The sequence below is a fragment of the Actibacterium sp. D185-2 genome (assembly GCF_054954595.1).
On the sequence record NZ_JBPWNX010000018.1, the window covers coordinates 1 to 25664 of the forward strand.

At 59.4% G+C, this 25664-nt stretch carries 30 protein-coding genes; 9 read left to right on the forward strand and 21 right to left on the reverse strand.

The window, feature by feature from the left end; all coding sequences use genetic code 11:
• Positions 1–115 precede the first annotated feature (115 nt).
• Together ACSR1C_RS17980 and ACSR1C_RS17985 are read left to right on the forward strand one after the other, a co-directional pair.
• The gene (locus ACSR1C_RS17980) at positions 116–1021 is read left to right on the forward strand and encodes an ArdC family protein (protein ID WP_460260552.1); all 906 of its coding nucleotides are present in this window, start codon (positions 116–118) and stop codon (positions 1019–1021) included.
• Positions 1018–1197, forward strand: coding sequence for a hypothetical protein (locus tag ACSR1C_RS17985; protein WP_460260553.1), 180 nt, complete (start codon positions 1018–1020; stop codon positions 1195–1197). Before ACSR1C_RS17980 ends, ACSR1C_RS17985 begins: the two co-directional genes overlap by 4 nt.
• 133 nt (positions 1198–1330) lie before the next feature.
• On the opposite strand, the gene ACSR1C_RS17990 is transcribed toward ACSR1C_RS17985, so the two are convergent.
• The 5 genes from ACSR1C_RS17990 to ACSR1C_RS18010 form a co-directional block, all read right to left on the reverse strand.
• The gene (locus tag ACSR1C_RS17990; protein WP_460260554.1) at positions 1331–1750 is read right to left on the reverse strand and encodes a hypothetical protein; all 420 of its coding nucleotides are present in this window, start codon (positions 1748–1750) and stop codon (positions 1331–1333) included.
• Positions 1751–1803: 53 nt separating this feature from the next.
• Entirely contained in the window at positions 1804–2028 is a 225-nt protein-coding gene (locus ACSR1C_RS17995) for a hypothetical protein (protein WP_460260555.1), read from the reverse strand.
• Complete coding sequence (locus ACSR1C_RS18000) at positions 2021–2173, reverse strand: hypothetical protein (RefSeq protein WP_460260556.1); 153 nt, start codon at positions 2171–2173, stop codon at positions 2021–2023. Before ACSR1C_RS18000 ends, ACSR1C_RS17995 begins: the two co-directional genes overlap by 8 nt.
• Before the next feature lie 257 nt (positions 2174–2430).
• Complete coding sequence (locus ACSR1C_RS18005; protein ID WP_460260557.1) at positions 2431–3066, reverse strand: hypothetical protein; 636 nt, start codon at positions 3064–3066, stop codon at positions 2431–2433.
• Complete coding sequence (locus ACSR1C_RS18010; RefSeq protein WP_460260558.1) at positions 3066–3779, reverse strand: AAA family ATPase; 714 nt, start codon at positions 3777–3779, stop codon at positions 3066–3068. The genes ACSR1C_RS18005 and ACSR1C_RS18010 overlap by 1 nt, the downstream gene beginning before the upstream one ends.
• Positions 3780–4466: 687 nt before the next feature.
• Here ACSR1C_RS18010 and ACSR1C_RS18015 point away from each other — a divergent pair.
• The 3 genes from ACSR1C_RS18015 to ACSR1C_RS18025 are packed head-to-tail and all read left to right on the forward strand — an operon-like array spanning position 4467 to position 9871.
• Complete coding sequence (locus ACSR1C_RS18015) at positions 4467–5042, forward strand: ribbon-helix-helix domain-containing protein (RefSeq protein WP_460260559.1); 576 nt, start codon at positions 4467–4469, stop codon at positions 5040–5042.
• The gene (locus ACSR1C_RS18020; protein WP_460260560.1) at positions 5029–7851 is read left to right on the forward strand and encodes a relaxase/mobilization nuclease domain-containing protein; all 2823 of its coding nucleotides are present in this window, start codon (positions 5029–5031) and stop codon (positions 7849–7851) included. Before ACSR1C_RS18015 ends, ACSR1C_RS18020 begins: the two co-directional genes overlap by 14 nt.
• Positions 7844–9871, forward strand: coding sequence for a type IV secretory system conjugative DNA transfer family protein (locus ACSR1C_RS18025; protein ID WP_460260561.1), 2028 nt, complete (start codon positions 7844–7846; stop codon positions 9869–9871). The genes ACSR1C_RS18020 and ACSR1C_RS18025 overlap by 8 nt, the downstream gene beginning before the upstream one ends.
• 53 nt (positions 9872–9924) lie before the next feature.
• Here ACSR1C_RS18025 and ACSR1C_RS18030 read toward each other — a convergent pair whose 3' ends face one another.
• From ACSR1C_RS18030 to ACSR1C_RS18100, 15 genes are read right to left on the reverse strand one after another with little or no spacing between them, the layout of a single operon-like run.
• Complete coding sequence (locus ACSR1C_RS18030; RefSeq protein WP_096705176.1) at positions 9925–11004, reverse strand: TrbL/VirB6 family protein; 1080 nt, start codon at positions 11002–11004, stop codon at positions 9925–9927.
• 7 nt (positions 11005–11011) lie between these two features.
• Positions 11012–11404 carry a hypothetical protein gene (locus ACSR1C_RS18035; protein ID WP_460260562.1) on the reverse strand — a complete coding sequence of 131 codons (393 nt, stop codon included), beginning with the start codon at positions 11402–11404 and terminating at the stop codon, positions 11012–11014.
• Positions 11401–11610: a hypothetical protein gene (locus ACSR1C_RS18040; RefSeq protein ID WP_460260563.1), complete on the reverse strand. Its 210-nt coding sequence runs from the start codon at positions 11608–11610 to the stop codon at positions 11401–11403. Before ACSR1C_RS18040 ends, ACSR1C_RS18035 begins: the two co-directional genes overlap by 4 nt.
• Positions 11597–12592 carry an ATPase, T2SS/T4P/T4SS family gene (locus ACSR1C_RS18045; protein ID WP_460260564.1) on the reverse strand — a complete coding sequence of 332 codons (996 nt, stop codon included), beginning with the start codon at positions 12590–12592 and terminating at the stop codon, positions 11597–11599. Before ACSR1C_RS18045 ends, ACSR1C_RS18040 begins: the two co-directional genes overlap by 14 nt.
• Positions 12593–13906: a TraB/TrbI/VirB10 family type IV secretion system protein gene (locus ACSR1C_RS18050; protein ID WP_460260565.1), complete on the reverse strand. Its 1314-nt coding sequence runs from the start codon at positions 13904–13906 to the stop codon at positions 12593–12595.
• Entirely contained in the window at positions 13903–14598 is a 696-nt protein-coding gene (locus tag ACSR1C_RS18055; protein WP_460260582.1) for a TrbG/VirB9 family P-type conjugative transfer protein, read from the reverse strand. The genes ACSR1C_RS18050 and ACSR1C_RS18055 overlap by 4 nt, the downstream gene beginning before the upstream one ends.
• Before the next feature lie 7 nt (positions 14599–14605).
• Positions 14606–15259, reverse strand: coding sequence for a VirB8 family type IV secretion system protein (locus ACSR1C_RS18060; protein WP_460260566.1), 654 nt, complete (start codon positions 15257–15259; stop codon positions 14606–14608).
• A gap of 13 nt (positions 15260–15272) precedes the next feature.
• A complete protein-coding gene (locus tag ACSR1C_RS18065) occupies positions 15273–16121 on the reverse strand; it encodes a type IV secretion system protein (RefSeq protein ID WP_340249603.1) in 849 nt (282 codons plus the stop codon).
• Positions 16121–17266 carry a lytic transglycosylase domain-containing protein gene (locus ACSR1C_RS18070; protein WP_460260567.1) on the reverse strand — a complete coding sequence of 382 codons (1146 nt, stop codon included), beginning with the start codon at positions 17264–17266 and terminating at the stop codon, positions 16121–16123. The genes ACSR1C_RS18065 and ACSR1C_RS18070 overlap by 1 nt, the downstream gene beginning before the upstream one ends.
• Entirely contained in the window at positions 17259–17483 is a 225-nt protein-coding gene (locus tag ACSR1C_RS18075; RefSeq protein ID WP_460260568.1) for a hypothetical protein, read from the reverse strand. The genes ACSR1C_RS18070 and ACSR1C_RS18075 overlap by 8 nt, the downstream gene beginning before the upstream one ends.
• Positions 17480–19843: a VirB4 family type IV secretion/conjugal transfer ATPase gene (locus ACSR1C_RS18080; protein ID WP_460260569.1), complete on the reverse strand. Its 2364-nt coding sequence runs from the start codon at positions 19841–19843 to the stop codon at positions 17480–17482. The genes ACSR1C_RS18075 and ACSR1C_RS18080 overlap by 4 nt, the downstream gene beginning before the upstream one ends.
• Complete coding sequence (locus ACSR1C_RS18085) at positions 19833–20111, reverse strand: VirB3 family type IV secretion system protein (RefSeq protein WP_096705166.1); 279 nt, start codon at positions 20109–20111, stop codon at positions 19833–19835. Before ACSR1C_RS18085 ends, ACSR1C_RS18080 begins: the two co-directional genes overlap by 11 nt.
• A gap of 12 nt (positions 20112–20123) precedes the next feature.
• Entirely contained in the window at positions 20124–20414 is a 291-nt protein-coding gene (locus ACSR1C_RS18090; protein WP_096705165.1) for a TrbC/VirB2 family protein, read from the reverse strand.
• Positions 20411–21037: a lytic transglycosylase domain-containing protein gene (locus ACSR1C_RS18095; RefSeq protein ID WP_460260570.1), complete on the reverse strand. Its 627-nt coding sequence runs from the start codon at positions 21035–21037 to the stop codon at positions 20411–20413. The genes ACSR1C_RS18090 and ACSR1C_RS18095 overlap by 4 nt, the downstream gene beginning before the upstream one ends.
• 43 nt (positions 21038–21080) lie before the next feature.
• Entirely contained in the window at positions 21081–21416 is a 336-nt protein-coding gene (locus ACSR1C_RS18100; protein WP_254683293.1) for a hypothetical protein, read from the reverse strand.
• A gap of 246 nt (positions 21417–21662) precedes the next feature.
• Between ACSR1C_RS18100 and ACSR1C_RS18105 the strand changes: the two genes are divergently transcribed.
• The 3 genes from ACSR1C_RS18105 (at position 21663) to ACSR1C_RS18115 (ending at position 24429) form a co-directional block, all read left to right on the forward strand.
• Positions 21663–21917 carry a hypothetical protein gene (locus tag ACSR1C_RS18105; RefSeq protein ID WP_460260571.1) on the forward strand — a complete coding sequence of 85 codons (255 nt, stop codon included), beginning with the start codon at positions 21663–21665 and terminating at the stop codon, positions 21915–21917.
• A 222-nt stretch (positions 21918–22139) separates the two neighbouring features.
• Positions 22140–22913 (forward strand): hypothetical protein, encoded by a 774-nt coding sequence (locus ACSR1C_RS18110; protein ID WP_460260572.1) that lies wholly within the window; start codon positions 22140–22142, stop codon positions 22911–22913.
• Positions 22914–23118: 205 nt separating this feature from the next.
• Complete coding sequence (locus ACSR1C_RS18115; RefSeq protein ID WP_460260573.1) at positions 23119–24429, forward strand: helix-turn-helix domain-containing protein; 1311 nt, start codon at positions 23119–23121, stop codon at positions 24427–24429.
• Positions 24430–24439: 10 nt separating this feature from the next.
• Here the strand turns inward: ACSR1C_RS18115 and ACSR1C_RS18120 are convergent, their stop codons facing one another.
• Positions 24440–24697, reverse strand: coding sequence for a hypothetical protein (locus ACSR1C_RS18120; protein ID WP_460260574.1), 258 nt, complete (start codon positions 24695–24697; stop codon positions 24440–24442).
• Positions 24698–24988: 291 nt separating this feature from the next.
• Between ACSR1C_RS18120 and ACSR1C_RS18125 the strand changes: the two genes are divergently transcribed.
• On the forward strand, positions 24989–25663 hold the full coding sequence (locus ACSR1C_RS18125) for a recombinase family protein (RefSeq protein ID WP_460260575.1): 675 nt from the start codon (positions 24989–24991) through the stop codon (positions 25661–25663).
• Position 25664: the final 1 nt, after the last annotated feature.

A 25664-nucleotide genomic window follows, 5' to 3' on the forward strand; every position in this document is an offset into this window, starting at 1 on the left:
CCCTCGCCGGGAGGCAGGCTTTCAGGAGAGGGCCGCTTGCAGCGGTCCTCGCCAGAAACCCCGCCCCAATTTTCGGCACCAGACCGGATAGGGCATCACCACAAGGAGGCCAGACATGGCTAAAGAGCGTTTTGACATCAAACAGCACGTCACCGACACGATCATTGCGCAGATCGAGGCGGGCACCCCGCCATGGCGCAAGCCGTGGACGGGCGACATGAGCTGCGCGAGCTTTCCCTTGCGGCACAATGGCAATTCATATCAAGGCATCAACATTCTGATGCTTTGGGCGACGGCGCATGTTCGTGGCTACAATTCCGCGCGCTGGATGACCTTCAAACAGGCCCTTGAGCTTGGCGGTTGCGTGAAGAAGGGCGAGAAGGCGACGAAATCTGTTTTCTATGGCTCGATTGAGCGCGAGGACGAGAATGCGGCAGATGGCGAGGACGGCAAGCGCCGCATCCGGTTTGCCAAGACCAACAATGTTTTCAATGCCGACCAGATCGAGGGCTTGCCGGAAGCCTACTACATCCGCCCGGAACCGCCCCGCGATCTTGGCACGGAGGCCGACGCCGAGCTTGACGCTTTCTTTGCCCGCAGCGGGGCGGAAATCATCACCACGGAGGAACCGCGCGCCTATTTCCACCCGACGAAAGACCACATCCATATGCCTCCGATTGCGACATTTTACAGCGCCGCCGGATACTATGGGACACTTGCCCACGAGCTGACCCATTGGGCTTGCGGCGAAAAGCGGCTTGCCACTCAGAAGGCCCATGCGAACCGTAAGGAATACGCATTTGACGAGCTGGTGGCCGAGATCGGCGCATGTTTCCTTGCCGTTCAGCTTGGCGTCGAGCCGCAGTTTGACCAGAGCGCGGCATATGTCGAGGGATGGCTTGAGGCCCTGAAATCCGACAAGGAAATGATTTTCAAGGCTGCCGCCGAGGCACAGAAGGCCGTGGACTACATCAACGAAAAGGCCCGCGTCTCCGAGGGTGAAAAGCAGGTGGCCGCATGAGCGGCCCCCACACCCTGCCCCGCCTGTCCTGCCGTAAATTCGGCAGGATAAACCCGCCGGTCTATTTCGCGCCGGTGACGATCGAGGGCGAGGGCTCTTGCATCTGCTACGCTTGCGCCGAGGCGCGGCAATGGCTGGACCAAGACGGCAACTTGCGCCCCGGCATCGAGCTTTGAACCTGTCAGCCCCCGCCCACGGCGGGGGTTTCCTTTGCCCTGGTGCTATGTTTGACGGGGCCGGGGCCACGCTTGCGCGCGGCCCCGGCCCCGCCCGGCGCTTCGCGCCGAGCCTGCTTTCGCAGGCGCAAGGTCAGAGGCAGGTGAAGGGCATGGGATCGCCAAGCTCAACCTCGGTCGAGCTGTCGCCAATCGTAACCGTGACTGTCTGATGCACGCGGAATCCGGCGATCAGAGTTTCCCATTCCACGGGGTTGGCCGTCGCTTTTCCGTAGCGCCCATGCACCATTGCCGCGCCAATCCTGTTGCCATCGGGAAAGCTGAAGCCCACCTCGGCCGACAGGTCGGGGTTGTCCCCGGATTCGATCAGGACGGCGCTTTCCGTGGTCCCATAGACCGTGTTCGGATCACAAACCAGCGAGACCACGACGCCCGCATTCTCCGTCCGGTAGAGATCGACCCCACGCTCATGCTCATGTTCCCAGGCACTTGCCACAGCGGGCGATGCCGTCAGAATAATTACGCTGCAAATCAATGCTTTATGAAACTGCATAGGCTGCCTCCTTTTGGGAGACAGCCTAGCATTTTTGGAACAAAAAGGGAAGATTATTCAAAGGTTTCGGCGGTTTCCGACCATTTGTCTTGCCACACGTCGAAAGAGGCAACCGCGCGCCCCTCGGCGTTCTTCAAGGTGATTTCCCCGCGCGTCTTCGGATCGCGCATGTAAGCCGCGCCAAACTCGCGCAGGGTCTTCGAGCTAGTCGAGTAGACCGTGCCAAGGCTTCGCCCGTCTTCCTCGGCCGACAGCGAAAACATTGGTGTCTTACTCATAGATGACATTTTCCCTACGCTCGTCCTTCCAGCGCGGAAGTATCTCGCCGGTGTTCCACTCGTAGAGCCATCCGACGATTTCGCGCGTCCTGGCATCGAGGATGCGCTTGATTGCTTTCGCTTCCAGTCTTTTTTGCCTCGGCATGGTTTTCACTCCGTTTTTTTTTGATCCACGGAGCGCCCCGTTCCCGCGCCTTCTTCATCATTAAAGGGAGGGTAAGCGCCCGCTTACCCCTGCCGAGCGGCGAGCGTGAGAGGATGGGGGTGAAGCAAAATCGACAGGGGTGGTGCGGCCCGCAGGCGCAGCCGAGGACACGGCCCTGTCTATTTTGCTTCAGGGGGAAGGAAGCCAAAACTCCTTCCCCCTTCTATGCAACAACGTGACGCGGCAAGCCGCGTCTTCTAATCCTTCTTATGTCGTAGCTCTTCGATCACTTCATCAAGGCAGGTCCAGAACACGGGTTCGAACTGGCCCCGGACCATCGCGCTATCGGATTGGAGACGAAGCGGATCATGCTTTTCGCGCAAATCGTCCAGGATGTTTGCGGGGAGCCGCTTCGTTGTGTGGTAGCCTTCGCGCATCGGGAGGCGATCTGCCTCGGGCTTTTCGATATATTTGGCCTTCAGCTCGAACTTGGCCGTTGCCCTGCGTCCGGCAAGCACGATCACATCGCGGGCCGCGATCCCCTGCCCTTCCAGAGCATCGAGCTTCTTGCCTTGATCCACCTTCACAGCAGCGTCGAGGCGCGTTTCCCGTTTTTCGGCGGCAGGCTGTGGTGCCTTGGGGGCCTGCGGTTCTCGCTCTTTCTCCACGCGCGGGCGAGCGGGCTTTTCAGCTATGGGCTTGCTGGCAGAGGGAGGGGCGGTTTCAGGATCGGGCTTCGCAGGAGTTGGCGTTTGTTCAGCCGCAGGTTCCACGGGAGCGGAGGGTTTCGGGCTTTCCGGTGCGAAGGCTCCGGCACCTTCGCGATTGGTGCCGAAGTTGGTGGTGTATTCAGGGTTGTAGCCCCTGATGTTCGGGCGTTGCTTGCGGGCCATTATTCGATCCCTCCAATGTCCTGTAGGATCGACAACGCCTCGTCCAAAGCCTCTTCATAGTGCTTAGCGTGGGTGCGCAGCAGAGGGTTCGGATCGTTGCGCCGTGCTTCAGCGAGATAGTGGAGGAAACCGAGGCTGGCGGCGTCTTTATGCTGTTTGCGCTCCATAAAGTAGTTCTGGACGACCGGGAAGGATTGAACCGCTTCCAGCTCAAGTTGCTGTTCGGTTTTACTCATCCGTGCGGGAACGCTGGAAAGAACGACATGGAAGGTCGGCAGGTTTTCGGGATCTTCGGTCCTTCCCCGGAGGTCAACATACCATTTGTGGGTGTCTTGCGTGATTTCCATGTCGTCGTTGGACAGCATCATGGGCACCACAAGAATGTCGCTGAAGGCCGCGAGATCGTCGGCCCAAGCACCAGCGGCCCCAAGCGTGTCAACGAAGATGAAATCCGTTGATCCTTCTTCCCAGGCAGCATCCACCCGCGCCTCGAATGCTTCGGGTGACTTCAGCTCTTCGATGGTGAAATTCGGGTCTTCGATCTTCAGCTTATCAGCCCATCGAAACAAGGCTTGTTGCGGGTCAGCATCTAGGACAAGGCATTTCTTGCCTGCGTTCATAGCTGCACTCGCCAGGGCACGGGTCAGCATGGTCTTTCCGGCGCCGCCTTTGCGCGTCATGACCGTGATGACTTTCATGTTTTCGTTCGGCATTGCTCGGCCTCATGTTCAGTGTTGCTTGTCCGGTGTTCCGGGTTGACTGTCGCTTGTCGCTTGTCGCTTGTCGCTTGTCGCGTGGTTACTGTTGCCTGTCACTTGTCCTCTGTCGCGTGTTGCAGGTCAAGTGTTATCTGTCCAGTGTCCAGTGTCCAGTGTCCAGTGCTGCTTGTTGCCTGTGGTATGTTCCGTGTTGCTTGTTGTTTGTTGCGTGGCAACTGTTCATTGTTACGTGTTACGTGTTACGTGTTACGTGTTACGTGTTACGTGTTATGTGTTGCGTGTTATGTGTTGCGTGCGGGGCGTTAAGGAGGCGATGGAGCCGAAAGGGCCGGCGTGCTGCCTCTCTTCCTCATCGCAATCAGACCTTTCGCTGGGACTGTCTGCTTCGGTCGGGGGCGGCATGGCGCACAGGAGCGCCGCAGCGGCTCGCTGAGGGCGCTTCCGAGGCTTCTGAGGGGGTAGGGTGCAGAGAGGCGCTTCTAGCGCCTCACGGGGCATTTTTAGAGGGGTGGGCCGGAGCGGCCCAGATCGAACCACGGTTCGATCACGGCACGGGCAAGCCGTGCCTGATGCGGAATACAGCCGAACTTAACGGCTTCGACACTCGACACAATCCCCGGATTGCGTCGAAGCCTATTCGTCTGTATGTAGGTGGCAGGAAATAGGGAGTGATTGTTCAGTATGTCATTGCGCCGTCGTCTGACCCGTGAGGAACGGCTCGCCATCGTCCGCGAGAGCGGAAAAGGCGTTTCCGCAAAGGCACTTGCGGCGCGTTTCAATGTGACCGAACGGGCGATCTACTACACGCTTCGCACTGAAAAAGAGCGCCGACGTGAGAGCAGCCATCGCAGCAAAACGATCACCGTCACCGTCTCGCCAGAGGAACTTCAGGCGTTCGACACGCTGCTGGGGAAACATGGGATCAACAGCAGATCGGAAGGTTTGCGTCGATTGATCCAGTGCGCAAACGGCGTTTTCATTCCCGATGAACATCTGTCATCTGAGCTGGGCGGCTTCCGTTCAGCCCTGAATCGGGTCGGCAACAACGTCACGCAGATCGCCAAACGCATGAACGAAGCGAACAAGAAGGGCCTTCGACCGCCCTTCGGGCCGGGCAGTCTATCGCAGATGCGGAGCCTCGCCGGGTTCGTTCTGGACTTTGCCGATCAGGTTCATTCGCTTGCGGAGCGTCGCCGCAGTCACCTGACATTGACAGTCAATGCCGCCCTGAAGGAGCTGGCCGATGGCGAAGAGTAACGCGGTGGCCGCTGTCACTGGTGAGCTTTTCCAGGAGGGATGGAGCAAGGTTCGAGGTTCCATGCAGGGCCTCGGACAGAAGCGGCAGCAGATGGCCCGCGCCGGGGCGGGCCATCGAGCAGCCGTGTTCAAGGCAATCCGGTCTGGCGGAACACACACGCGGGGTCAGCTCGTCAATCAGCTTGAGTATCTGACCACCAAGAGTTCGCATATCGTGGACAGCCGTGGCGTCCTCGATGGGAAGCGCCAGTTGAGCGCCGACGAAATCAAGAGTGTGGCCGATCGTTTCACAGAGCGGTGGGACAAGGGCTTCAACCCCAAGATGGGGCACACGACCCATTTGCTTATGTCGTTCCCGGTTGGCACCCGTGGCGCGGATGTTCGAGACATAGCCAGCGACGTATGCGAGCGGTTCTTCGCAACGGAAGACCGGAATTTCGATTACCTCATCGCGGTTCATGAGGACCGGGCTCACCCTCATGCCCATGTCGTCCTGAACCGGCGATCCCAGGAAGGCGAGTTCTTCTATCTGGGCCGGGATCATCATTTCAACTACGACGACTTCCGCACAGCGATGGTCGAAGAGGCTGAAAAATATGGGGTTTGTCTCGAAGCAACGCGCCGTTTGGATCGGGGTGTAGTAACATATCAGCCGCGCACCAAGGAGGTCTACGCGGCCAAGGAAGAGGGCAGGGAGCCCGTTGGACGTGCCCGCGTCGGGCGCGATCTGGACCGGGCGCTGGCGGAGATCGCCAGCAACACGAAGGTTTACCGCTCACTGGCCGCCGAGGCGTCGGCCGAGAACCGTGAGGATATTGCAAACGCCTTGTTCCGTGCCGGTGAGCTGATGGCGCGGGGCGGGCATCTTGAACAGAATGGAGAAGTTTACATGGCCGAGGAACAGTCCTTTGATGATCTGAGAAGCAGCTTTGCCGCACGGATGGAGCGCGTTGAGGCGATGGTTGCCAGCACGCCCGAGGCGCAACGACCCCAAGCGCAGGCGCGTCTCAACGAAATCTATCGGGGGGTTGCCCACATGCAGCCTCTGGGCGCCCGTTCGCAGACGCTACTTGATGCGCCTTCGGCCGATGGGGTCTATTCCGAGGCCAACGTGAATCGCGATGCCGTCGAACGGCTGCGTGAACCCGAGACACGGGCGCAGATCGAGACGGCGTTGCGTGGCACCGGCATTTCGTCCGAGACGATCATCGCACGGATTGAGACCACAGCGAATAACGCTGCGCTGGAACGTCAATGGCTTTCGGACGATTTGAGCCACATCGCGGAGACTGACGGGCTCAATCTCGAAAAGCGCGAGGATCTACAGCAAGCGGTGGACAAGCTGGACCAGGTGCATGTCCAGCTTGGGACCGCGCTCGAACGGGCGGAGGTTCTGCGCGATGATGGGGTGTTCGAGGACGATCCGGATTATCAAGATTTCCTGCGCGATCAGGCGAACGATGAAGCCTATCGGGAACGTGTAAGCGATGAGCTGCGGACCGAGGTCGGCATAATTCGAGCCGAGAATGAAGGCATTGCGGCGCGGGAGGCTGCCGCCGTGGCGGAGGTCGAAAAGGGCGTTCGTGACAATTTCGACGGGCCGAACAACGATTATGCCACGTTCGAGCCCTTGGTCATTGGCCGGGATCGTGCCGCTCAGGGTGGCACCAATGTCAGCACCAACGCGGAGCTGGGAGTGGCGTTTACGGCCTTGGCGAAAGAGCGTGCGGAGGGAGCTATGTCGGTTGAAGATCAGCGCCGGGCCGATGCTCTATTGCGCGACACCGCCGACAGATACGGTGAACAGATGCGCGACGGGTTGCTGCGCGAGGATACTCGCGAGTTCCGGCCGCATGAGCATGAGGATTTCGAGGGCTACAGTGCAGAGGTAGAGCGGTTCGAGCAGGCCCGCTTGCGCGAGTTCGATGACGCGATCCGCCCCTATGAAGTCGAGACCGACAACGAAGGCAGGGCTTCTCATCAGGCGCATATCGAGCAGGCCAGCCTTGATCGCATGAGCAGCCGCATCCGTGACGAGCTTATGTCAGCAGATCAATCGGAAGATTTCGACACGCGCTATGATCGTGTCCAGGCTATGTCTGAAGATGGTCAGATCGACGCGATGGCGCGGGAGCGGATTGCAAGCGAGCAGGCCGAATATCTCCGAGACAAGCCCGAAATCCTCGCGTCGCCGGACCTGATCTATCGTGACCAGCCCTATCAGGAAGCGATTGTCGATCGCGACCTATACGACCGGATCGAAACGGAGGCCCGCGCCGCCGGAGCCGACGATTCCGCCGATGTGAAGGCGGCTGTAGAAGATGACTTCAAAGCCCGGTATCCGGACATGCCCGATCATCTTGCGCGTGGTCTGGGCCAGACTTACGCCACGGCGATGAGCATTCGAGACAGTGAGCGGGTTTCTGAGATCGCGGCGCAACGTGAGCTGACCAGCACCGGGCGCAGTCCTGAGATCGAGCGTGTCATTGCCCACGAGCGGGATGACAAGATCAACCCGACCTTCGCAGACGAGGCCAGCGGCCGCGCCTATCGCGAGGAAATCGAACGTGAGCTGGATGACGAACGGATAGAGGCATTGCGCGAAGGCGATGCTGATGCCTTGGAGAACGTCATTGATGATCGTCTGGAACGGCTCTACGCCGCGAAAGCCTATCTGCAATCTGATGAAGCGACGGCCAACAGCGAGGCCACCCGCGAGGTCATTTCCGAGATTGCCGATGAAGAATACGATGCGCAGCGTCTGAAGCATGTTCAGAGCCACAGCGAGAAGGGGCAGACGCATGGATAAGGGCAAGATCGCGGTTGGCGTAATCCTTCTGACGCTGGTTTCGGCCGCTGTCGGCTATGTGATTGCGAGCGCCTATCTCACGTTCCGCGACTATGGGCTGTCGGCCGAGATCGACTTCTTCTGGCTGGCGCAGAACTACCTTGAAATGCGCACCGTCCGACCCAACGACTTCGAGCGTGTCAATCTCATTATCGGCGGGTTTGCCCTGGCCGGGATGCTTCTGAGCGCGGTTCTGTCCGGGTCAGCTCTCACTCGTTTCGGGCGGACCCATTGGCAGAAGGCCGCTGAAATGGCCCGCAATGGGTTTTTTGGTAAACCCGGCACTGGGTTTATCCTGGGCAAGATGGGCAAGCCGAAGTCGCGCGGGAAGCTCATCACGTCGAAGGTTTTCCCCCACGCACTGATCGTCGCACCGACCGGGCGGGGGAAAACCACCGGCTTCGTTATCCCGAACCTTCTCACCTTCAAAGGGTCCGCCGTGGTCCTAGACGTGAAGGGGGAGAATTTCGAGCATACCGCCCGGCATCGAGCGTCGGAGGGCGACAAGGTTTTCCGCTTTGCTCCGACCGATTGGCACGACCGGCGCAGCCATCGCTACAACCCGCTGCTGAGGATCTTCGAGCTGGACGATCCTGACCGAAAGCAGATGGAGCTTCAGCTTCTCGCCTCGCTCTTCCTGCAAGCAGACAGTGATCGTGTGCAGGGACTTCTGAAAGGCGGTATCGACCTCTTTGTTGCCGCTGGTCTTCTGGCCTTCGAGCGGAAGCGGCCCACTTTGGGCGAAATCTACCGGATCAGCGCGTCCGGCGGCAACAAGCAGAAGGAGTTCATGAAGCGTCGGGACGAAGTTCGGAACCACGCTGCGAAGCTGATTTTCGAGCGGCTTGCATCCACGAACAATGACACGCTGACCTCTTATGTGTCGCTCCTGATGACCTCGGGCCTCGATCAATGGAGCAACCCGGCGATCGACGCGGCCACCGTTGAATCGGACTTCGATTTCAGGACGATCCGCAAGAAGCCGTTCACCGTCTACCTGGTCGTTGCTCCGAACATGGTGAAGCCGATGGCCCCGCTGATCCGACTGTTCTTCTCCGACCTGATTTCATCGTTGCAAGACAAGGAGCCGGGAAAGGATGAACCTTGGCCGGTGATGATTATGCTGGACGAGTTCAACCGCCTCGGGAAGATGCCCATCGTGGTCGAGAGCATCGAGACGCTGCGCTCCTACAAGGGGCACCTGGCTATCGTCACGCAAACGATCCCGGCGCTGGACGAGATATATGGCGAGAACACCCGCCGGGCGTTGCAGGGCAACGCCGGTGTGAAGCTCTACCTCACGCCGTCCGATGAAAAGACTGTCGAAGAGCTGAGCAAGGCCGTGGGCAAGACAACCAAGCGCGTGGTCACGCGATCCCGGTCGATTGGTCGGAACCCCTTCGAGGGTCGCAGCATGTCCGAACGGACCGAAGAAACGTCTCTCTTGCCCGAGGACGAGGCGCGGCGGATGCCGCTCAATGACATTGTGATGGTTGTGGACGCCCAAATGCCGATCCGGGCAAAGCGCATCCAGTATTACGATGATCCGTTTTTCAAGGCGATTCACGGTGCGCAGAAGGGCGAGTTGCCTTTCCCAGAGCGGATACTGAAAGCCGTCGAGCCAGAGATTGCGGAAGAACCGGAGGAAGAAGCGCAGCCGACGCCGGCGGCCGCGCCGCAGGAAGCGGCCGAGAACCTTTCGGTGAAAGAGGCCAGCGATCAGCCCCATCGAGCGAAGCTGAAAACGTCGAAGCGCAAACGGTCCAAAGCCGTCGCCCAGGCAACGCAGGCGACTCGGGACATGGACGAGCGCCAGCGCGAGTTCGACCTGGCTGTCCAGCAGAGGCTCGATCTGCCCGAGCCGGGCGACGTTACCGACGCTGACGTGCAGGCGCTGCGTGACGCTGATGCGAAGCTGGCAGAGTTCGAGGCGAGTTTCACGGAAGGGCAGGGGGGCGCGCGCGCGACCGCGGCCGAGTAGCCGCGCCCTGTCCGACCGAAGTAAAGCAAAAGGCCCGCTTTCGCGGGCCTTTTTCAATCTCCGAGGCGGTCGGCCCGGTCTTTCATGCGCTGCATCTTAGCGCCGGTGCCGGTTGAAGGCGGGGTATTTCCACCGGCGTCAGTGGTGTCAGATGATGATCTGCGCAGAGAAGTCATCGCGCGACGTGCCATTTGGTTGGTTCTCATGCCGGCGAGATCAGCACCAGACGCATTTCCCATTTTATAGCGATTTTGCGCTTGTTGACTTCCCATCGCGGCTCTCGCGAACTGATAGCTGCCGCCTGCCCCGGCCATCATAGCAGGCATGACGATGTTGCCAGAGATAGAACGCGCGATGAACGGGGTGGCCAGAATGAACCCCTTACCCATGATAACCATCATGAAAAATGGCAACAGGGCACCAATGTTTGACGCGCTTGTGGGGTCTCCGAGCCGGTCTATCAGCGCATTCGCAACGCCAATGATCGTAGAAAAAACCCCGGCGATGATAATCGGATAAATTGCAAAAGAGATCAGTGCCGACAGCCAACGCGAGAAGTAGTCCTTCGTAACTTCAAACAGCGTGAGAAAGATCATCACCGGCGCCATGCCGATCAGCAGGGCGATCAACATACGCGACATGATGGTGAGGAAGGCTGCGAGAGCTCCTAAAAGCGACAGAAGCACAACACCTAGCATGTCAATCAGTGCACCCGCCATCCAGTTCAGGTTCTCACCGATTGCGTTCAGGTATTCACCAAGTCGATTGATGAGTTGGTCGAACTCTTCAGAATATGTTCCCGAAGGACCAGGCTCACCGCCACCAACAGACGCGATGAGAGATCCAGCAATGCTGTCGATACCGTTTAGGATGCCGTCAGCCAGATAGTTGAACTGCGCCCAATTGGTAGCAAATATGCCTACTAAGGCGATTTTCACGGCAAGCCAGAACGAGGTTCGACCATCGACGGTCCGAACCTGGAACGCCATGTTAATAAATATCAAAATCACGATCAGTGTTGAAGATAACGCGATCACGGTGCCGACGGTTGCGGCTACAGCGCCGAACTGCGACTCGGCTGCTGTATCTAGAAAGTCATCTGCCGTCTCAACGAAAAATGTGACTACGCTCATAAGGCCCTCACCAATTTTCCTGCTCTTCGCAGATTGCTCTAGCAGTTGGCCTTAGCTCATTGGCAGTGCCGCTATAGTCCGAGGTCCGTTCAAGAATCTCGTGCCTATCCAAGCCTGCATAGTTTTCAAAGTAGTAGTCCGACACGGCACTCCACGAAGGAAACCGGGTCTCGCACGAGCAATCGCCCGTCTCCACAACAGCATTCAGGCTCTGCGCACGATACATCTGTTGAACGAGGATGTTCTTGTGTGCATCCCGAACATGAGCATTTTCCATCCAGTCGGGTCTGGGCGGTCGATCCGGGCATACTCGTGGCTCGGGGTCCAGCGTCGGAACGAACTGAGCAGCGGCAGGGATGGGTGATAAGACGAGAACCGCGATGAGGGATGTTTTAATCATACTGCGTTCTCCTTGTCGGCCGAGACACTTTCGCGCGTCAGGAACACATACAGGTTCCATCCACCGCGCCCTTCGGCGCTGGCTTCAACCACCGACACCACTTGAAATCCCGCCTCGCCCCATTCCCTGAGTTTATCCGGCATGCTCTTCATACTTTTTGCTGACTGCGGGTCGAAGGTCAGCACTTCGTTTTCAAAGGTTTTCATTGCTCTGATCCTCACTTTCGTTGCCCGGAAGATAAAACTCGGTGATGCCCCGGTCGCCATTGTGTCGACCGGCCTGGATAATCACGTCAATCGAGCTTTCGATATACTGTATCATGTCGGCATAGGTCATCGGCACATCCGTCTTCAGGGCGGCGATGGCGAGGCGCTGCACCGCCAGTTGCGGCGTTTCTGCGTGGAGCGTTGTCATCGACCCCCCGTGTCCGGTGTTGATGGCCTCTAGGAAGGTCATCGCCTCGCGCCCGCGAACCTCGCCCAAGACAATGCGATCGGGCCGCATCCGCAGCGTGGAGGTAAGAAGGGTGTCAGCGGATTGCGTCTCCACATCGCGGTTCGCGATCAGCGTCACGACATTCGGCTGGTTCGGCAGCAGCTCGGCCGCTTCTTCGATTGTCACGATGCGCTCGTCTTCCCCGACATAGGAGAGGATCTTCCTGGCCGCGACGGTTTTCCCGGTGGACGTGCCCCCGGAGACCACCATGTTCATCTTGTTTTCGACGCAAAACTTGATCGCGGCGTAAATGTCGCCGCTCTTCACGACCTGGCGCAGCTCGCGGTTCCGTTCCTGTCGGACACCTTCAAGGCTGCGTTCCGCACCATAGAGATACTTCAGCTCGATCTTTTCCAGCGGCAAGGTCGAGAAGAAGCGCAATGAGATCGAGTGCCCTGTCTGGACGGCAGGCGGTTGGATTACCTGCGCCCGGATCGGTCGGCCGCGATACTCGATGCTCACGGAAACGATGGGCTTTTCCTTCCCGATCCTTGTATTCGCCCCGGACGCGATCTGGTTTCCCAGGTCGCGGATTTCCGTCTGGCTCATGGACGCATCGAGCAGGCGCATGAAGTGATCGCCCTGAAATTCGCCCCAAACCCGGCCATCTGGGTTGATGCAAATCTCGATCACATCATCCCGCATGGCGTCGGACAGCTTGTCGAGCGAGGCTTGGAGGTAGCTAGAAGTCATTCAGAAGATCTCCACGTCCCGATCCACCATGACGGTGATCCGCGCACCTTGATCGACGTAGATCACCGGGCCGAGGGACAGGTAATCGCTCATCACATCGTCAGTCGCATCTTGCAGGTCATCGCCCACGTCCTCGGCCACATCCGAAGACACATCGTCGTCGATCTGGCTCGCCGCTACGGCGGGCACCGCGCCAAGGATAGAGATCAGGGCCGCCGATCCGAAGCGTTCTCCGAAGCGCGTATCCACAAAGCCCGTGACGCCCGAGCGGCCCAATTCATCGCCCCCGAACGAGCTGATGGTAACAGTCTGGTTCGTCGGCAGGATAATCCGATCCCATGCGACGGTCACACGTTGTTGGCCGACATTGAGTCCGGAGCGATAGCGCCCGATCAGGCGCGACCCGCGCGGGATCAGGACACGCGACCCGTCATAGGAATGCACGTCTTCAGAGATTATGGCCCGGATTTGGCCCGGCAGAGAGCTGTCCAGCGCTGTTTCGGTGACGGCTTGGATCATCGTGCCCTGGACCACCGTGTTCGATGGATTGGCGATGACCTCAGCCTGCGTCACCTGCGAGGGCGATGCACCATTGAGAACGAAATCGGTCACTTCACCGAGCGTTCTTTCGGACAGGGCGCTCTCGTCGCTGCCTGCACCGGAGTTGCCAAAGGCGATCATGGGTGAATTGATCCGGGCCTCCTGAAACGCGGCCGCCTCCGCTCGCCGGCGCTCCAGCTCGGCAAGGCGCGCGTCCTCTTCATTGCCAGCCGGTCGCATCGGGTTTTCTTGATCCAGCCGGGCAATCTCAAGTTGGGAACGCAGGCGCTGAAGCTCGCGATCCCGCGCCGCCAGTTCCTCCTGAAACTCCGAGCGGGCATCTTCCGAGGCAGCCTGAAGCGCGGCTACCTGTGCCGTCAGAGCTTCGAGCGCGGCGGCGGCCGATCCATCGTCGGCAGGTGCGTTGCGCAATTCCGCAATCTCGGCTTGGAGGGCTTCGAGCTGCGCCCGAAGTGCCGCGTCTCCATCGTTTTCCACTTCTACGACTTCGGGCTCAGGCGGGGCAGGGGGAACGAACGGCTCGATCGCACCGAAGCCGTCGCCCTCTTCCTGAAATTCGGCGGGCCGCGCGGTTGGCAGCGGGTTTTCCGCTTCATCAGACGGCAAGGCCAGGTATGCGATCAGGCCAACTGCCGCGATGGCACCGACCCCGGCCAGTGCCACCTTGGGCGACGGCCGCTCTTTCTTGCGCCCGCCTTCGCCTCCGGCTTCGAGCGCGGCCAGGCGCTCTTCAAGGTCCTTTTCGTCGCTCATGATCCGGTTCCTCCGGCGCTATTTTCCTGAATGCAGATGACGGTATCGCCCAGGCGCAAAACCCACTGGCGGTTCACCCCTGACACGCGAAGAACGCCGTCCTCGATCTGCTGGCTGTTCACCGTCCGCTCGCGGCCCGCCGAATACTGGAAGATCGCAGGGACCGGGGCGTTCGGAGCAAAGCGGAAATAGGTGAATGTCCCATCGTCCCACACGGCTGTCGGAGTGATTTCCGAGCGCCCCGACGCCGCATAGTTGTAATTCGGTGCCCTTTGCGCGACGGCGTTCGTCGGGCGCGCTCGATCCTGCGGATACCGGAATTGGACAACGTAGTAGGTCGGGGAGGACGATTCCGTGACGTTGAAATAGTAGCTGCGGCGGTTTGTATAGACCGTGATGTTCGTGTGAACACCCCGAGCCAAGGGCTTCACGGCGAAGGCACGGCCGCCCGGAACGCCGTCGAGCTGAAAGCCTTCCGTGTCACCAGCAATGATCGAGCGGATGGTTTCCCCTTCACCGAACTCCACGCTGGTAACATGGGTCAGGCTGACGCGAAGGCGGTAGACCTGTCCATCGGTGTAGGTTGCGATTCGAACGCGGCTGTCGTGGCTTCCGGCTCTCGGGTTGCTTTCGGCAAACGCAGGAGCAACAGCCAGGGCGAGAGCGACGGACAGAAGGCCGGTTTTGAGCATCTTCATATCAGTTCTCCATTCTGTCCGAGCGAATTGCGTATTCGGTGACGGTGAAGCCGAACGGGTTCGTCCATACCTCATCAATCTGCCGCCGCTCTTCGGGCCGGAAGTCGAACATCAGCGTGACCGTGAACAGGCCAGCTTGGACGCCCTGCTGCGACGTGAGCCGCTTGCGAAGGCGCACAGTGGCGCGGTTGTCCCCGATCCTGTTGATGCTCAGAATTTCAACATCGAGCCGGGCATCCGGGCCGTAGACGTTGGGCGGATAGTTCTCGCTTGCGCTGTTCCAGAGCTGGCGGAGCGAGGCAGCGGCGTTGCCGTCCGACATTGCCAGCACCCCGCGAACGCGCAGGTCATTGTCGAGCTGGTTGTAAATCTCCCGCTGCGTGACATAGCGGAAGACCGCAGCTTCAATGACTGCTTGGTTCTCGGTGACGCGCACGGCCCCGACAGAGGCATTCGGCAGGGCCATGCCGGTATTGGGGTCGTAGGGAACGACAACCGGCGCAGGATCAACATCGAGGACCGCGACCGCCATTCCTCCAAGGCATCCCAACACGCCGAAACCCAAACCGACGAAGGCCAGCTTCTGCCAGAGCTTTTCACGGCGACGGGCACCGTAAATCAGCTCTTCCTCAATGATTTCTAGATCCTTAGCCACTTGCCTGCCTCGCTTAGTCTGCCGAAAGATCGGGCATGGTGAAGTCCATGTAGCGATCCTCTTCCGCCCGATCCGCCGCCTCGATGACGCCGGCCTGCCCCTCGCCCACGGTGCCAACCGCGAGAAGCTGCATGATCGAGACCAGAATGATGCCGTTCTCAGCCACGACGCGCGTGTTGAGGTCGATGCTTTCCTTCAGGGTTTCCATGTCACCCGTCAGGTCCACGAGACGGTCGATCCGCTCAAGCGACTGCCCGGCTTCGGTGTAGCTGTTCTGCGCGGCGGCCGAGACCATCGCGCCAGTCGTGGCTCGGGTGGCAACCCGTTCCGCGCCGCCGTTGCCGCTGTTCGCCATTTCCGAAAGCGTGTCTTCATCGAAACCGTGTTCGGCCAGAACTTGCTCCATCTGTGTGCGGATTTGACTGGAACCGGAGCCAGTAAGGCCACTCCAATCGCCTTGCTGGATCGCGGCGATGGTGCCCGTAATGTCGCCAAATTCCTGATCGAGCAGCCCGTTCAACCATTCCTCCATTTCCGTCGAAATGATCTCGGGAAGTTCGGCCAGGCCGGTCAGGGCTGCATAGGTGTCCTGGAGCTGCGCGTATTGCTCTTGCAGCGTTGTCAGTTGTTCCTGGAGCTGAAGCAGTTGATCGTTCTGAAGGATTTCATCTTCGATCATCTGCTGAAGCTGGCGGATTTCCTGCGCGATATTCTGCGTGTCCACGGTGGGAACGCCTTGCGCATAGGCAGCCGGTGCCGTGGTCCCGAGCAGCGAAACAGGTGCGACTGCAAGGCCAAGGCCGAGGAAACCGGCGGTTGCGATTTTGCGGATCACCGCGTTGATATTCATCGACGGTTTCATCAGTCGAAATCCTCCATATTGAAGTCCATGAATTGCTGTTCGCGCTGGCGGTCGGCCGCGAGCGCAATTGACTCGGCACTTGCCGGGCGTGCCCGAGCTGCAAGGAGCCGTGCCATGATAGAGCTGAGCCGCCCAAACTCGGCACGGGCATAGGTGTTCAGCGCCATAGCCTCCTGCACATCCTCGGTTTCGCTGATCCGCTGGATGATGCTCTGAAGGCGGCGCGCGGCAGCTTCGACCGTCGCCATACTGTTGTTCGCGTAGAAACTGGCCCCGGCACCGGTGAAGGAGAGGTTCGAGTTTGCAAGCAGGGCCGGGTCGATGGTGCCAACGGCATCGCCGCCGCCACCACGCGCCAGATATTCGTTGTATTTTGCCGGGATCACCTGAACGTAGTGCTGCGTTTCCTGAAACGGCGGCACTCCCCCATAATTCTGCACGTTGCCAGGACCGGCGTTGTAGGCAGCGAGGGCGTGGATGATGTTGCCGTCGAACATGGCAAGCATCTGCGCCAGATAGCGAGCGCCGCCTTCAACCTGCAAATATGGGCTGTCGTAATACTCGGGATAGATGCCGAGATCGCCGGCGGTGCCGGGCATGATCTGCGTCAGGCCAAAAGCCCCGACCGGCGACCGAGCGCCGATGGAGAACCGGCTTTCCTGCCAAATCAGGGCTTGCAGCATGTAACGCCATTCCCTGACCGAAAACCCCGCTTGGCCGACACCGGAAAGGCCATGCGTTTCTTGCGCGACCTGGATAATCAGCTCTTCGACGTTCTTTGCCGCGTCCCCGAACATTTGCGCAGCGCCGGGGTTGCTGTCTTCAGGGTCATAGACCACATCGGCCGACGCTTCGGGGTCTGCCCCATCTTCCAATGCGGAGACCATGCCCGGAATGCCTTGGCCACCGAGGCTGGTCTGGGCGTCGAGGATCTGTTGCAGAATGGAGAGCTGTTCTTGCTCAATAGCCGCAATCTCTTCCTGCACCGCGAGCGTTTCGCGCTGTGTGGCGAGATCGCTTTCCCGATGAGCGTTCGACGCCTCGTTTCTGATAATCAGGCTACCGTCGACCGTGGGGACACCCTGCGCTATCGCGCAGGTTCCCCACAGGAAGGCAATGGCCGTCAGTGCAGCCGTCTTATCCATCGCCACGGCCCTCCGGGCCGCCGATCGCGGTAAAGGTGCAGGGTGCGGATTTGGTCGAAATCCGGGCCTGCGGCTGCGGTTCACTCGTCGGAAGGAAGGCCATGCTGTGACTGCTGCGCGTCACCGTGTCGAAACAATTCGCTTCGGACGGCCGATACTCGGCACAGCCAGCGACGCCCAGAGCGGTCAGCATAATCAGGATTGCAGTAGGTTTCATTCGACCCTCCAAAAATCTTCACGCTGGCGGTAATCGGCACCCACCAACTGTTCACCTTTTTCCATCCCGCCGAGGACGGTTAGGAGCGGCCCGAGGGCGCTCAAATCTGCATTGATGACGACCGATCCCTGGTCATCCCGAACCAACCCCATGCGGGACGCCGGGCTGGACGTGAGCAGCACGTCCAGTTCCTTGTCGTGAAGGTTCAGCATCGCGTAGTCCGATGCCTTGGCCCGGATGTTCGGCAGAAGGATTTGCGTCGGCACCGCTTCAACAATGGTTTTGCCGGTGCGGGTCTGTTCGAGCTGGCTGGCATACTGCGTCATCATCACGACGACCGCGTTCTGCTTCCGGGCCGTCACCAGCCAGTTCGACAGGCGTTCAGCGAAATAACCGTTGTCGAGAGCTTTCCACGCCTCATCAATGACAATGATGGTTGGCTTGCGGTCCTCGATAACCCGCTCAACGCGGCGGAAGAGGTAGGACAGCACAGCCATCCGCTCTTTCTCGCTTTCGCTGTCGAGAATGCCGGTCAGATCGAAGCCAACGACCTCGCCGTCGAGAGAGAACGTGTCTTCACGGTTCTGACCGAAAATCCAGCCATACCGGCCTTCGGCCGTCCACTCTTGCAGTCGCTCATGAAGATCACCGCCATCGTCGGCCGAGATAAAGAGCGAGGCCAGATCGTGCCAGTTGCGCAGGTTGGCGTCGCTGGCGGTCGCATTTTGACGAACCACCTGCTGAATAAGGTTCGTCTGCGCCGGGGTCAGCGGCTTGTCCGAACGATGAATCAGCGAGGCAAGCCAGTCGGAGAGCCATGCCTGCCCACGTTCGTCAATCTCGGTCCAGAGCGGATTGAGCCCGGTTGCGTCGCCGGCCTTGATCGAGGAATAGCGGCCACCGTTCGCGCGCACCGCCATTTCCATGCCCAAGCGGTAGTCGAACACGAAGAGACGCGCCCCGGCCCGGCGGGCCTGCGTCATCAGAAAGGCCGACAGAACCGATTTCCCCGAGCCAGGGCGCCCGAGGATAAGTGTGTGACCACCAGTCGGCTCTTTGTCCGGGGAACCTTGTTCGTGGTAGTTGAACGAGAAGGCCGAGCGTTCCGGCGTTGGGAACATGGTGATGACCTTGCCCCACGGCACCTGGTCCGCCGTCTTTCCGAGCGGCGTCCGATGAAATGCCGCGAAGTCCGCGAAATTCCGGTTCGTCACCGCCCCTTTCCGGCTCCGGGCGTGGCCGTTTCCGGGGTGCTGTGCAAAGAAGTGAGTGGCGCTGGCGAAGCCTTCGGAAATCAGGTTCACACCCTCGGTTGAGGCCGTATTTTTGATCTCACCCCCGATGTTCGCCAGTTTTTCCTCGCTATCTGCGAAAACGGCCACAGACATATGATGATCGCCAAAGCTGAGGCGCTTCGATTCCAGATCGTCCAGAGCGTCTGGCAGCTCTTCGAGCAGCGAAACCGCACCGTCACTTGCCGAAGCGCGCAACCGCATTTGCCGTTTGATGCGCCCCGCCATCCAGTTGCTGTTGATTGGGGTGAAGCTGTGCGTTACGATCATATCGACCGGCAGGCTCAGTTCATCGAACATCGTGCAATGGGTCTTTTCGGGATAGTCCTTCACCGCAAAGATCGAGCCAATGCGAGGGCCGGTTGCGCCTTCAGACAGGTAGAACTTGTCACCCTTGAAGGTGACGCGGGTGTTGGCGACGTTTTCAGCCACTATGGTCGTGCGCGCGCCGCGATACAGCGGCAGCTCTTGTCCAATGTTCAGCGCACCCAGGAAACCGAGAAGCTCACCCGAAGGTTCATCGAGTAGCCGGGGGTTCATGTCCGCGAAGGACGACATGAGGAAGCGCACAACCTCCTGAAGCCTTCCCATCCGTTTTTCTGTCTGAGCGCGCAGCAGCTCCACCGATTTCGCGGCCCGAAAGGGCAACCTGGTGCCCGCAGCAGGCCGGTTCATGACGGTGAGTGTGAGTGTCTTGTCCCGCAATTGGCGTTGGCCGAGAGCTTGGTGCCACTGGCGATCGACGGCCGCCGCGAACGTATCGCCTTCAACCGGCGGCAGCTCAGGCGAGATCGCTTTCGAGACCTTGTGGACATAGAACGCGCATTCCGGGCCGATCCGGGCCACCACCGACGCAAAGAGGGCCCGGGTCCGGTCGAGGTATTCGTCATCGGTCGTGTTGCTGTTTACGCCGTCGAGCCGAATGCACTGAAAAAGCTCATTGCCCCGCGTCCGCACGGTCTTGTCGTCAACGAGGCTAATATAGGGAAGCATGGAGCTGAGCTTCACTTCCCGCCCGAACCACGCGGGCAGCAGGGATCGGGGATCGTAATTCATATCACGGGGCATAGCTGTCTCCGCCGTGGATTTTGCGATTGAGGGTCGGGCGCGTGACCTGCAAAGCCGTCACCACCACATCGAGGAAATTTTCGTCCCAATCTGCCGCTTTCCACAGCAGGGGGTAGGCAGCCGCCGCGATTGCCGCGACCACCCAATGCTGGACCCAGAGGAAGATCAGAACAGACCCGAAGAGCCAGACCATCGCATACATGATCGGCAGCCCGAGAAGTTTGGGAGGCCGCACAAGGCCGAGGAAAAGACGAGACTGTTCCGCCATCGTGCCAGTTCCTTACGAAGACCAGATTGCGGAAACGATGGTCGGCGCGGCAGCGATACCCGCGATTGCCACCACGACCCACATGGCCTGACGGAAATCGAGGATGCCGAAGAGCCACGACAGAAAGACACCGATCAGCGCCAGCGTGCCAATCACGATCCCAAGGGGGCCGGTGATCGCGTCCACAATACCCTGAAGCACATCCTGGACTGGCGATAGGTCGATGCTTTGCGCCAGCGCGGGTTCTGCCAGCAGCAGCAGAGCCCCGCAGAGCGCGACGAAGACGTTAAATTGAGGCTTCATGAATGTTCTCCTTCGAGCCTGTTGAAAACTGCCAGCACACGGCTGACGTGGTTTTGCGTCTCCCGAAAGGGCGGGATGCCGCTATGCCGCTCCACTGCATCGGGGCCCGCGTTGTAGGCGGCCAATGCCAATCGAGCTTCCCCAAAACGGGCCAGCATCATCAGGAGATACCGAGCAGACCCGTCGAGGTTCTGTTGCCAGTCGTGGGGATCGACGCCGAGGTCGGCCGCCGTCGCTGGCATGAGCTGCCCCAACCCAATCGCGCCAACATGGCTGCGGGCGTTCGGGTTGTAGGCGCTCTCAATTTCGATGTTCGCTTGATAGAGCAGCCGCCACTCGGTCACGCTGATGTTCGCGCGGCGCAGAGCCGGATGGCTCGCATAACGAAGGGCGGTCTGGTCGATGGCGTTCAGGATCGCTGGCCGGGGTGCGATAGCGCGAGGCGCAATCGCTGCCACCCGGAAGGAACCATCCTCTTCGTCGGCGGCGTCCCGGCCACCGCCGAACAGCATGAGCTCGTCGGACGCTGATCCTTGGCCGACACCATCATTGTAATTTCGGGCAAAGTTGGTTTGTGGGGTGGAGGGTCGAAGCGATCCATCGCCCTCCATCACCAGCACCATGCCCTGAGCCAGAGCGACGGTGCAGGACAGCGCCAGCGCGGCGCTAGTCGTCGTCAGATGGCGTGCTGCCGTTTGGCAGAATGTGGAGCGCGCGGCCCCCTTTTTGCAGGGGGATGTGGATCGGATCGAAGCCGAACCCTTCGAGGAAGGAGATGAGACCGTTCGCAGTCTTGAAGAGCCGCAGCGGGATTTCTTCTTCGTGTTTGTTCCAGCGGCGTCCAGGCACAAGCAGCTTCTCAATCGACCTGTCTTCGGTGACAGCCCGAATGAACCACTCTCCATACCAGACGGCATTTTTTCGGAATGCTGGGGTTTTACATACAACCTCAGCTTGATACCCCTGCTGCAAGAGGACCCTGAATTGCGTCTCTGTAACCACATTAGGCGCTTCTTTGTTTAGGTCTGTCCTCACGATCGGCGTTTTCCCTTCTGGCTAACGGACCGTGAACCCTCCTCGGGTTCCTCAGTCCTACGACATTATAAAATAGGGTGCAACATTGTAATCTTGCACCGCGCAGAAACTTCTGCTCTAACGCACCAATACACATGACCTGACCATTTCCCAAGCGATCTAAAGGGATAACACACGATGCCTAGAGGGCCGATCCGGGCTTACATGCTTATAATGTCGTCTATTTTTGTGGTGTCAGGGGTGCAAGCAAATACCTGCTTTCCGCCCGAACGGCCCTACGTTCCCGCCGAGATCGAGTCCGCAAGGGAGTATCGCGAGCTGATCTATGACGATTTCCAGATCTACTTCGCGGACTTCAGCGCCTACCTGCAATGTTTGGATGAAGAGCGGGCGCGGGCCTTCCAGGAAGGGCAGGAGGTCAGCGAGGAATACCGACGCTTCTTCGATCAAGTGGTCTCCGAGGACTGATACCCCTATAGTTGAGCGGGTTTTCGCTCACGGTCTTTGATCCCTATGCGGTCGAACCGGCCCGTTGAGCGCCTGCGACGAGCTGATGCAAACCGCCCTTGCCCCGACCTGCAAGATGATTTTCAACCGGAATATGTTGCCAATCGGCCTGCATTCGCCTTATCACAAGATTATAAGGGTGCGCCCTTCCTTATAGCACCGCCATTCATCGAAGGAGATACCATGTTGAACTTGCTCCGCACCACCGCACTGGCCTGCGCCGTCGCGGCGTCCAGCTTTGTCGCGGCCCCGGAGCGGGCGCAAGCACAAAGCTACCAGATCGACTGTGCCATCCTGCTCTGCCTTTCGGGCGGCTGGCCAGCCTCCGAGCCGTGTGCGCGCGCCCGCGCAGAGTTCATTCGCAGGATCACACCCTGGCCGGTCGAGCCGCCGCTGCAAATCTGGCGCTGCCCGATGGGCGCGTCATTCAACGTCGATCCGTCCGAGCTGAATCGGACACGCATCTTGGACATTCTCATGCAAGACAGCGCCCCTGCGCCGCTGCAATCGCTTCCAAGCGCACCACTCACGGACGACGCGCTTGAGCCGCAGCCCGCCGTTCTTCGCCAGAGCGGCGGGACTGCCCGGCGGCTGCCCGAAGGCTTCGCCCTGCATTTCGTGCAGGAAGGCGAATACAGCGACGACAACGGCACGGCCGACATCGATATCAGCGGGTCGGAGTTCGATTTCGTCCGCTCGATCCGCGTATTCAATGTCACATATGCCCGCCAACACGAAGGTCGTGACGATTGCAACCGCACAGCAAGCGTCCGCATGGGTTCCTACGGCACCCAGGGCGACTTTCATTGGCGCAATTCATCCGTTGGCGCATTGCCCGAGGCTCACACCGGCATGGAGCGGTATGGCGACCATTGTCCGAGCATCTGGCATCGCTCTGTGTTCGTGGATTGGCGCGATTACGAGGGAAACTACGGCTTCGAGCAGGTCAACTACTAAGCCTAGTGGCAGGCAGGGCTGCGCAATACTATAATTGCGACAGGCATCTAAAGAGAGTATGCCTGTCGTGAACGATCTTTAGAATCGGAAAACACAAGGAGAGCAGAACACCACCCACCAAAAGAAGAACCCCCCGCAAGGCGGCGACCAAGCGAGGGGGGGTCTAAGAACCTAGGAATTGGCGTTCCGAACAGTCCAACAGATCATGTTTCAGGATTGGTTCTATCACCCTCCCGACAGCCAAACAAGCAAAAACCGCATCTGTGCGAACAGGAGAATTTTGCATCGCCGCCTTGTCCAACGAGCAGAAAAGGACAAGGAAATGAACTACTCACCACAAGTCGCGTTGCCGCAGGGCATGACCCGCCGCGACGTAATTGCCGTCATCAGCGAGATCGGCCCGGACCTTAACCTGAGTGGCGCAGCCATCTTCGTGCTGACAAAACTTCTCGGCAGCACAAGCGAGAAGGACTGGGCTGAGCCTGGCGCGGCCCCAACCTTCTACGGCACTCAAGAGACGATGGCTGAGCGCCTTCACATGACCGCTCGCCAACTCCGCAGCCATGAGCGCAATTTCGAGCGCAAGAACATCCTCGTTCGCGATACCAAGGCGAATGGCGCCCGCGAGGCTGGAACCGGCCGGGGCCTGCTTTTCACTCCCCTCAAGGCGCATTTTGCCGAGCTGCTGGCGATGCGCGACGAGAAGCGCGCCGTGACAAAGCGGATCAAGGAGCTGAAGAGCCTACGCAGCGTTCGCCTGCGCAGGATGAAGGAAGCTATCGCTCGACTCACACCAGAAGCACTGGAAGACGATGCCGTTGCCTCGGTCCTCGCCCGTTTCAATGCCTGGCCGCGTTCTGACCGGCTTCATTCCCTCGGGCTGGATCCCCTCGAAGTTCATGTCGAAGCCGCCACTGAGCTGTGTATAGAAATCGAGGAGATCATTGAAAACCTACCTGATTCTTCCTGTGAACCGGCAGAAACCTTCCGGTCCTTTATACAAGAGGACAACAAGCAGATTCCTAAAGTAATCTGTAACGCAAGCGTTGATAAAAGGAGCGCGGGCAAGCCCGCGCACAATAGTTTCCTTAGATCGGGGCCTTCCGGCCCCGATATTTGCTTAGAAAGCAAGTGTGAGGCGGAGAGCGGCGTTATCAACCCCAAACTTGAGGCGCTTTTTGAACCGGAGCAGCTTTTCAAGCTAGCATCGTCTGACTTCCAGACCGCCCTTCGAGTAAAATCCAACCAAATCACCAAGGAAGCGATGATCGACGCAGCCCACGACATGCTTTCGCCCCTCGGCATCAACTATTCCGCCTGGCGATCCGCGTGCGGTGAACTCGGCCGCCTCGGCGCCACGCTTTGCGTCCTGGTCCTCGACGCAAACCGTGACCACCCACAAACCCCGGTGCGCAACGCCGGCGGGGCGCTGCGCGGCATGATCCGGGCCCACAAACGGGGTAATCTCAATCTTGTCGGTAGCGTGATCGGATTGCAGCGGCGACGCGGATACTAGAATGCCGCGATCATCCGTTCCCGCGAGCCGACCGCGATGGGTTGCAGCTATACATGCCAAGTTCCGCACCATCATCGCCGTGCGCGATGACAGTGCCGGCGATCGTCGCCCCCGCCGGTTCCAGCGCCCGCATTTCAACTTCTGCGCGGACGCCCTGGAACGTGCGCAGCGCCGCCAGCTCGCATGCCTCCACATCGTCAAACTCGGCCGTGATGACCTCCGAACCAGACTGCATGTTGAACAGCACCAATATCAGAATGATTTTCATATGAGACCCTTTCTACGAGAGAGGGCCGGCACCTCGCGGTCCCGACCCTCTTGGAGAACAGCGCATGACGCTTTCACCTTCCGCGATCATCGGCATCCCTGCCTGTATCGCACCCCGTCAATATCATAATCATGGACTCTGGACAATAACATTGCGCAAATTTCCGCCCTTTCATCTTCCCTGAAATATCCTGGGGGGAGTGCCGCTAGGCGCGGGGGCCGACAGCCCCCATGCGATCATTTACGACACCACCCTACGGCCGAACTTTGGCTGTTGTTGCAGGTTACTGATATGCCGATCCGCCGCGAAAATGACCCTTTTTGCAGCGATTTGTTGCTCTTTCGTAAGTCACTGAACTCTTTATGGGTGGACTGCCGCAAAAACCTCGTGCAAAAAGATTCCATGAAAATAGGCTACGCACGGGTTTCAACGGAAGAGCAGAACCTCGATCTCCAAATCGAGGCGCTGACCGATGTGGGGTGCGACCGTATCATTACTGACAAGGGGCAAAGCGGCAAGCGCGCCGCTGAGACCCGTCCCGGTTTTTCCGAGGCGCTTGACCTTCTCGGCCCAGGTGACCAGATCGTCGTCTGGAAGCTGGATCGGGTTGGTCGGTCCATCGCAGACCTGATCCACCTTCTGAAAACCTTTGAGGAACGCGAGGTCGAGTTTCGCAGTTTGACCGACGGGATCGACACAACGACTGCTGGTGGGCGTTTGGTGTTTCATATCATGGGTGCCTTGGCCGAGTTCGAGCGCAGTCTGATCCAGGAGCGGACCAAAGCAGGCCTGCGGGCTGCGAAAAAGCGCGGGAAACGGCTTGGCCGCCCCCCTGCCCTTACGCCCGCCCAAATCGCCCATGCCAAGGCGGCAATCTCCGCCAAACGCGAGACCGTCACCGGCATGGCGGAAATTCTAGGCGTGAATCGCAGCACTATCCAACGCGCGCTCGGAGAGTCGGCGTGAG

Coding starts and splice junctions, on each gene's coding strand:
- ACSR1C_RS17980 (WP_460260552.1), top strand. CDS start 116: ATGGCTAAAGAGCGTTTTGACATCAAACAGCACGTCACCGACACGATC.
- ACSR1C_RS17985 (WP_460260553.1), top strand. CDS start 1,018: ATGAGCGGCCCCCACACCCTGCCCCGCCTGTCCTGCCGTAAATTCGGC.
- ACSR1C_RS17990 (WP_460260554.1), bottom strand. CDS start 1,750: ATGCAGTTTCATAAAGCATTGATTTGCAGCGTAATTATTCTGACGGCA.
- ACSR1C_RS17995 (WP_460260555.1), bottom strand. CDS start 2,028: ATGAGTAAGACACCAATGTTTTCGCTGTCGGCCGAGGAAGACGGGCGA.
- ACSR1C_RS18000 (WP_460260556.1), bottom strand. CDS start 2,173: ATGCCGAGGCAAAAAAGACTGGAAGCGAAAGCAATCAAGCGCATCCTC.
- ACSR1C_RS18005 (WP_460260557.1), bottom strand. CDS start 3,066: ATGGCCCGCAAGCAACGCCCGAACATCAGGGGCTACAACCCTGAATAC.
- ACSR1C_RS18010 (WP_460260558.1), bottom strand. CDS start 3,779: ATGCCGAACGAAAACATGAAAGTCATCACGGTCATGACGCGCAAAGGC.
- ACSR1C_RS18015 (WP_460260559.1), top strand. CDS start 4,467: ATGTCATTGCGCCGTCGTCTGACCCGTGAGGAACGGCTCGCCATCGTC.
- ACSR1C_RS18020 (WP_460260560.1), top strand. CDS start 5,029: ATGGCGAAGAGTAACGCGGTGGCCGCTGTCACTGGTGAGCTTTTCCAG.
- ACSR1C_RS18025 (WP_460260561.1), top strand. CDS start 7,844: ATGGATAAGGGCAAGATCGCGGTTGGCGTAATCCTTCTGACGCTGGTT.
- ACSR1C_RS18030 (WP_096705176.1), bottom strand. CDS start 11,004: ATGAGCGTAGTCACATTTTTCGTTGAGACGGCAGATGACTTTCTAGAT.
- ACSR1C_RS18035 (WP_460260562.1), bottom strand. CDS start 11,404: ATGATTAAAACATCCCTCATCGCGGTTCTCGTCTTATCACCCATCCCT.
- ACSR1C_RS18040 (WP_460260563.1), bottom strand. CDS start 11,610: ATGAAAACCTTTGAAAACGAAGTGCTGACCTTCGACCCGCAGTCAGCA.
- ACSR1C_RS18045 (WP_460260564.1), bottom strand. CDS start 12,592: ATGACTTCTAGCTACCTCCAAGCCTCGCTCGACAAGCTGTCCGACGCC.
- ACSR1C_RS18050 (WP_460260565.1), bottom strand. CDS start 13,906: ATGAGCGACGAAAAGGACCTTGAAGAGCGCCTGGCCGCGCTCGAAGCC.
- ACSR1C_RS18055 (WP_460260582.1), bottom strand. CDS start 14,598: ATGCTCAAAACCGGCCTTCTGTCCGTCGCTCTCGCCCTGGCTGTTGCT.
- ACSR1C_RS18065 (WP_340249603.1), bottom strand. CDS start 16,121: ATGAAACCGTCGATGAATATCAACGCGGTGATCCGCAAAATCGCAACC.
- ACSR1C_RS18070 (WP_460260567.1), bottom strand. CDS start 17,266: ATGGATAAGACGGCTGCACTGACGGCCATTGCCTTCCTGTGGGGAACC.
- ACSR1C_RS18075 (WP_460260568.1), bottom strand. CDS start 17,483: ATGAAACCTACTGCAATCCTGATTATGCTGACCGCTCTGGGCGTCGCT.
- ACSR1C_RS18080 (WP_460260569.1), bottom strand. CDS start 19,843: ATGCCCCGTGATATGAATTACGATCCCCGATCCCTGCTGCCCGCGTGG.
- ACSR1C_RS18085 (WP_096705166.1), bottom strand. CDS start 20,111: ATGGCGGAACAGTCTCGTCTTTTCCTCGGCCTTGTGCGGCCTCCCAAA.
- ACSR1C_RS18090 (WP_096705165.1), bottom strand. CDS start 20,414: ATGAAGCCTCAATTTAACGTCTTCGTCGCGCTCTGCGGGGCTCTGCTG.
- ACSR1C_RS18095 (WP_460260570.1), bottom strand. CDS start 21,037: ATGGTGCTGGTGATGGAGGGCGATGGATCGCTTCGACCCTCCACCCCA.
- ACSR1C_RS18105 (WP_460260571.1), top strand. CDS start 21,663: ATGTCGTCTATTTTTGTGGTGTCAGGGGTGCAAGCAAATACCTGCTTT.
- ACSR1C_RS18110 (WP_460260572.1), top strand. CDS start 22,140: ATGTTGAACTTGCTCCGCACCACCGCACTGGCCTGCGCCGTCGCGGCG.
- ACSR1C_RS18115 (WP_460260573.1), top strand. CDS start 23,119: ATGTTTCAGGATTGGTTCTATCACCCTCCCGACAGCCAAACAAGCAAA.
- ACSR1C_RS18120 (WP_460260574.1), bottom strand. CDS start 24,697: ATGAAAATCATTCTGATATTGGTGCTGTTCAACATGCAGTCTGGTTCG.
- ACSR1C_RS18125 (WP_460260575.1), top strand. CDS start 24,989: ATGCCGATCCGCCGCGAAAATGACCCTTTTTGCAGCGATTTGTTGCTC.